The following is a 1,916-nucleotide window of genomic DNA, read 5'->3' as shown; positions in this document are numbered from 1 at the left end:
ACGTAGCCATAGGCGCGCTGACGGCCATCCTCATCCTGCTGGAGGTAGACCCCCTGTAACTCCGGCGCAAAGCCGGGCAACAGGTTGATGCCCTCTTCCAGTGCCAGGAAGTAACGCTGTACCGCGCCGCCCCAGATCTCTCCCGGCACCACGCACAGCACTCCCGGCGGGTACGGCAGTGCCCCTTCCGCCGCAATGCGCCCTTCGGCCTGCGCCAGGGCAACCAGCTCGACATTGCCGCGCACAAATTCGATGTTGGCCTGCTGCGGATTCATCGCGACCCGCGGGAAGTGCGCCTTGCGGAACATCGCCTTCTGTAACTGCTTCACGTCGTGGCTGACATACAGGTCGTGCATCTCCTGGCACAGCTGGCGCAGGGTGTAGCCACGGTAACGGGCCTCATGGGCCTGGTAGAGCGAGGGCAGGACCTCGGCGAGCGGGGCGTCTTGCTCCAGTAGGCGTTCGAAGCGGGCGATTTGTGCTACCAGATGCTGCATCTTGGCCATCTCTTCCGCCGGGGTCAGCAGGAACAGAATCGAGTTCAGGTCGCATTTCTCCGGCACGATGCCGTTTTCGCGCAGGAAGTTGGCCAGAATGGTCGCCGGTACCCCAAAGGCCTGGTATTCGCCGCTCTTGGCATCGATGCCCGGCGTGGTCAGCATCAGCTTGCAGGGATCGACAAAATACTGGTGCGCGGCATAGCCCTCAAAGGCGTGCCAGCGCTCACCGGGAACAAAATCGAAGAAGCGCAGATCGTTGGCCATCTCCTCGGTATCGAAGCTCTCCCACGGGCGACCATCGACCGTCTCCGGGACGAAGGGGCGGATGTGTTGGCAGGTTTGCAGCAGCAGCTTGCGGGTTTCAATCCCCAGCCGTACGCACGCCATCCACATGCGCTTACCGCTATCGCCGGCATGCATGCGGGCGTTGACGTCGAGGGCGGCGAACAGCGGATAGAACGGGCTGGTAGAGGCATGCATCATAAAGGCGTTGTTCAAGCGCTTGTGGTTGACATAGCGTGCCTGGCCCTTGATATGACGGTCCTTTTTATGGATCTGCGAGGTTTGGGAGAAGCCGGCCTGCTGTTTGTGCACCGACTGAGTCACCAGGATCCCCGGATCGTTCTCGTTCAGCTCCAACAGCAGCGGCGAACACGCCTTCATCATCGGGATAAACTGCTCATAGCCAACCCAGGCGGAGTCGAACAGGATGTAGTCACACAGATGGCCGATCTTGTCCACCACCTGACGGGCGTTGTAGATGGTGCCGTCGTAGGTACCGAGCTGGATCACCGCCAGGCGGAACGGCCGTTGCGCCTCGGCACGCGCCGGTGCCACCTCGCGCACCTGATCGCGCAGGTAGGTTTCCTCAAAGCAGTGTGCGTCGATGCCCCCGATGAAACCGAACGGGTTACGTGCGGTTTCCAGATAGACCGGCGTGGCACCGGCCTGAATCAATGCGCCGTGGTGGTTAGATTTATGGTTATTACGGTCAAAGAGGACCAGATCACCGGGCGCCAGCAGTGCATTGAGCACCACTTTATTGGATGATGACGTGCCGTTGAGCACAAAGTAGGTCTTGTCGGCGTTGAATACCTTGGCCGCATGCTGTTGGGCGGCGCAGGGGGCGCCTTCGTGGATCAGCAGGTCACCCATGGAGACATCGGCGTTACACAGATCGGAGCGAAACAGGGTCTCGCCAAAGTAATCGAAGAACTGGCGGCCGGTCGGGTGGCGGCGGAAGAATTGCCCCCCCTGGTGCCCCGGGCAGTCGAAGGCGGCGTTACCCTGCTGGACATAGGCCTGTAGGCTGCCGAAAAAGGGTGGCAACAGCGCGGCCTCATATTTTCGCGCCGCGCTTTCCAATTGTTTTCCATAGAAATCCTGATTACCGTCGTCACAGGAAAATACCCCGGT

General features: G+C 60.5%; 1 protein-coding gene. It reads right to left on the bottom strand.

Going from position 1 to position 1,916, the window contains the following annotated elements; translation table 11 throughout:
* On the bottom strand, positions 1-1,916 hold a 1,916-nt coding region (gene speF / locus EHO01S_RS16980; protein WP_024525055.1), incomplete at both ends, for an ornithine decarboxylase SpeF.

The sequence above is a fragment of the Edwardsiella hoshinae NBRC 105699 = ATCC 33379 genome (assembly GCF_000474215.1).
Classification (GTDB): Bacteria; Pseudomonadota; Gammaproteobacteria; order Enterobacterales; family Enterobacteriaceae; genus Edwardsiella; species Edwardsiella hoshinae.
Note: the sequence above shows the minus strand (reverse complement) of the source record. Positions and strands in the feature narration are given on the sequence as shown.